Genomic DNA, 3,931 nt, shown 5'->3' on the forward strand with positions numbered 1-3,931 from the left:
TCCCGCGCCCGACGGACCGGGGCGGACGGTCCGCAGGAACCGGCGGGGCGGGCGCGCCCCCCACCGCGCCCTGACGCGACCGGGCCCGTACGCCGCCCGCGCCCCGCGCGCGGGCGGCGTGCCCCCGCACGCGAGCCCACGCGAGGTCGACCGGATCAGGCACTTGCCGGACCCCCGGATGCTCGTCATATCATTGGCCGAACGAATGGTCGGTAGGGATTGGTGATACGGATGACGGCACAGCAGGCCGCCGAGTCGGCCGCGCCCGGCGCTCTCCCCCCGTTGCAGGAGCACTTCGACGCGACGATCGCGCGCGACCAGCGGATCGAGCCGCGCGACTGGATGCCGGACGGCTACCGGTCCACGCTGATCCGGCAGATCGCGCAGCACGCGCACTCGGAGATCATCGGCATGCAGCCGGAGGGGGAGTGGATCACCCGCGCGCCGTCCCTGCGCCGCAAGGCCATCCTGTTCGCCAAGGTGCAGGACGAGGCCGGACACGGCCTGTACCTGTACTCGGCCGCCGAGACCCTCGGCGCCGACCGCGCCGACCTGACCGAGCGGCTGATCGAGGGGCGCCAGAAGTACTCGTCGATCTTCAACTACCCCACCCTGACCTTCGCCGACGTCGGCGTCATCGGCTGGTTCGTGGACGGCGCGGCGATCTGCAACCAGGTGCCGCTGTGCCGCAGCAGCTACGGGCCCTACGCGCGGGCGATGGTGCGGATCTGCAAGGAGGAGTCCTTCCACCAGCGGCAGGGCTACGAACTCCTCATGACGATGATGCGCGGCACCGACGCCCAGCGGGAGATGGTGCAGGACGCGGTGGACCGCTGGTGGTGGCCGTCGCTGATGATGTTCGGCCCGCCGGACGACCACTCGCCGAACTCGGCGGCCTCCATGGCGTGGAAGATCAAGCGGCACAGCAACGACGAACTGCGCCGGCGGTTCGTCGACATGACCGTCCCGCAGGCCGAGAGGCTCGGCGTCACCCTTCCCGACCCGGAGCTGCGCTGGAACGAGGAGCGCGGCCACCACGACTTCGGCACCCCCGACTGGGACGAGCTGATGCGCGTCATCAAGGGCGACGGGCCCTGCAACGCCCAGCGGATCGAACGGAGGCGCACCGCCCACGAGGAGGGCGCCTGGGTAAGGGAAGCGGCTGCCGCCCACGCGGCCAAGCAGGCGGCCCGCACGGAGAAGGGAACGGCGGCATGAGCGGCGAGGCGCGCGACGGCGGGAAGCGGGACTGGCCCCTGTACGAGGTGTTCGTGCGCGGCAAGCGCGGGCTGAACCACGTCCACGTCGGCTCGCTGCACGCGGCCGACGACCGGATGGCCCTCACCCACGCCCGTGACCTGTACACGCGGCGCAACGAGGGCGTGTCGATCTGGGTGGTGCGCTCCGAGCACATCGCCGCCTCCACCCGCGACGAGAAGGACCCCTTCTTCGCGCCCAGCGCGGACAAGGTGTACCGGCACCCCACCTTCTACGACATCCCCGACGACGTCCCGCACATCTAGGAGCAGGGCATGAACGACGACCACGTCTACATGACCCTCGCCGAGGGGCACGAGGACGACACCCGGTGGGCCTACGGCACCGGCTTCGAGGACCCGCTGCACGGCGTGGACACCACGGTGCCCGACGGCGTCGACACCGACGGGCTGGCCGCGCTGTGCCTCGCGCTCGGCGACGACGCGCTGGTGAGCGCGCAGCGCCTGGCGGAGTGGACCACCCGCGCCCCCGAGCTCGAGGAGGAGATGGCGCTCGCCAACATCGGCCTCGACCTGCTCGGACAGGCCCGGCTGCTGTACGCGCGGTGCGGCCGGACCGACGGCACGGGGCGCGGCGAGGACGCCTACGCGTACTTCCGCGACCCCGGCGAGTTCCGCAACGTGACCCTGGCGGAACTGCCCAACGGGGACTTCGCGTTCAGCATGGCGCGGCTGCTGGTGCTGTCCAGCTGGCGGCTGGCCCACTTCGAGGGCTTCACCGCGTCGGCCGACCCGGTGCTGCGCGCCGTCGCCGCCAAGGGCGTGAAGGAGCTGACCTACCACCGCCAGTACGCGGCCGAGTGGGTGGTCCGGCTGGGCGACGGCACCGAGGAGTCGCACCGCCGGATGGCGGCCGGGCTCGAGCGGGTGACGCCGTACCTGGAGGAGCTCTTCGCGGCCCACGACGCGCGCGAGGAGGTCCTCGCCGTCCTGCGCCAGGTCGCCGGGGCGGGCGGCATCGCCCTGCCGGAGACCGCCCCCGCCGCCGGGGGGCCGGGCCGCGAGGGCCGGCACACCGAGCACCTCGCCCCGCTGCTGACGGAGCTGCAGTCGGTGGCGCGGGCCTACCCGGAGGCGACGTGGTGACCGGGACGGAGGCCCTGGAGGCCCGGCGCGCGCGCCGCGTCGCCGAGCAGGTCCCGGACCCGGAACTGCCCATGCTGACCCTGGCCGACCTCGGGGTGCTGCGCGGGGTGGAGGTCGCGGAGGACGGCACCGTCGTCGCCGCGCTGACCCCCACCTACTCGGGCTGCCCGGCGATGGCCGAGATGCGGGCCGGCGTGGCCGCCCGGCTGAAGGCCGCCGGGTTCGCGCGGGTGGACGTCCGCACGGTGCTCGATCCGCCGTGGACCACGGACTGGATCACCGACGAGGGGCGCCGCAAGCTCGCCGAGCACGGCATCGCCCCGCCCGGCCCGGCTCCGCGCCGGGCGGCCGGTCCGGTGCCGCTCACCCTGTCGCCGGCCCGGCACCGCGTGGCGTGTCCCCGCTGCGGCTCGGCGGACACCGAGGAGAGTTCCCGGTTCGGCGCCACGTCCTGCAAGGCGCTGTGGCGCTGCCGCGCCTGCCGCGAGCCGTTCGAGTACGTCAAGGAGATCTGATGGCAGACGTGACGGCCCCGGCCGGCGCCGCGCCCGCCGCCGGGCGGCGGGTACGCCGGCGCCCGGCCTTCCACCCCCTGCGGGTGGCCGCCGTGGAGCGGCTCTGCGAGGACGCGGCCGCCGTGCGCTTCGACGTCCCCGACGAGCTGGCCGAGGAGTTCGCCTTCGCGCCCGGCCAGTCGCTGACGCTCCGCCGCGAGGTGGACGGGCGCGACGAGCGGCGCTCCTACTCGATCTGCTCCCCGGTGGGCTCGGCGCCCCGGATCGGCGTGCGGGTGGTGCCCGGCGGGCTCTTCTCCTCCTGGCTGGTCCAGGACGTCCGGCCCGGCGACGTCGTCGAGGTGATGGCTCCCACCGGCCTCTTCACGCCGGACCTGTCCACGCCCGGTCACCACGTGCTGATCGCGGCCGGCTCCGGCGTCACCCCGATGATGTCCATCGCGGAGTCGGTCCTCGCCGCCGACGACCGCTCCCGCGTCACCCTGTTCTACGGCAACCGCCGGACCGGCTCGGTGATGTTCGCCGACGAGCTGGCCGACCTCAAGGACCTCCACCCGGACCGGTTCCAGATCGCCCACGTGCTCTCCCGGGAGCCCCGCGAGGCGGAGCTGCTGACCGGGCGGCTGGACGCCGGCCGGCTGGCGGCGCTCGTCGACGGACTGGTCGACGTGGCCGGGGCCGACCACTGGTGGCTGTGCGGGCCGCACGGCATGGTCCGCGACGCCCGGCGGGTGCTGACCGGCCTGGGAGTGCCCGGCGACCGGGTCCACCAGGAGCTGTTCTTCGCCGGGGACGAGCCGGCGGCCCCGGTCCGCAGGGAGGAGGCGCGGCCCGACGGACCGGTCAGCCAGGTCACGGTCGTCCTGGACGGCCGCACCACCACCTCCGCCCTGTCCCGCGGGGAGACCCTGCTCGACGCGGCGTCCCGGGTGCGTCCCGACCTGCCGTTCGCCTGCAAGGGGGGCGTCTGCGGCACCTGCCGCGCGCTGTGCTCCGAGGGCGAGGCGGACATGCGGCGCAACTACGCGCTCGAACCGGCGGAGATCGAGGCCG

5 protein-coding genes are annotated in these 3,931 nt (G+C 74.3%); all 5 read left to right on the top strand.

The genetic code is table 11. The features are described 5' to 3' along the window. Positions 1–231: 231 nt before the first annotated feature. Positions 232–1,218, top strand: coding sequence for a 1,2-phenylacetyl-CoA epoxidase subunit PaaA (paaA, locus tag A2U95_RS04495; RefSeq protein WP_166020925.1), 987 nt, complete (start codon positions 232–234; stop codon positions 1,216–1,218). Beyond that, complete coding sequence (gene paaB / locus A2U95_RS04500; protein ID WP_166020926.1) at positions 1,215–1,523, top strand: 1,2-phenylacetyl-CoA epoxidase subunit PaaB; 309 nt, start codon at positions 1,215–1,217, stop codon at positions 1,521–1,523. The genes paaA and paaB overlap by 4 nt, the downstream gene beginning before the upstream one ends. A 9-nt stretch (positions 1,524–1,532) precedes the next feature. Next, positions 1,533–2,363: a 1,2-phenylacetyl-CoA epoxidase subunit PaaC gene (gene paaC / locus A2U95_RS04505; RefSeq protein ID WP_166020927.1), complete on the top strand. Its 831-nt coding sequence runs from the start codon at positions 1,533–1,535 to the stop codon at positions 2,361–2,363. Next, positions 2,360–2,878, top strand: a complete 519-nt coding sequence (paaD, locus tag A2U95_RS04510) for a 1,2-phenylacetyl-CoA epoxidase subunit PaaD (RefSeq protein ID WP_420856962.1) — start codon at positions 2,360–2,362, stop codon at positions 2,876–2,878. Before paaC ends, paaD begins: the two co-directional genes overlap by 4 nt. Further along, a partial coding sequence (gene paaE / locus A2U95_RS04515; RefSeq protein WP_166020929.1) for a 1,2-phenylacetyl-CoA epoxidase subunit PaaE occupies positions 2,878–3,931 on the top strand: 1,054 nt, incomplete at its 3' end. The genes paaD and paaE, both read left to right, overlap by 1 nt.

Origin of the sequence: Streptomyces chilikensis (genome assembly GCF_001642695.1) — a bacterium.
GTDB classification, from domain to species: Bacteria; Actinomycetota; Actinomycetes; order Streptomycetales; family Streptomycetaceae; genus Streptomyces; species Streptomyces chilikensis.

Excerpts from the sequence above, each read along its gene's own strand:
- paaC (WP_166020927.1), top strand. The coding sequence starts at position 1,533 with ATGAACGACGACCACGTCTACATGACCCTCGCCGAGGGGCACGAGGAC.
- paaB (WP_166020926.1), top strand. The coding sequence starts at position 1,215 with ATGAGCGGCGAGGCGCGCGACGGCGGGAAGCGGGACTGGCCCCTGTAC.
- paaA (WP_166020925.1), top strand. The coding sequence starts at position 232 with ATGACGGCACAGCAGGCCGCCGAGTCGGCCGCGCCCGGCGCTCTCCCC.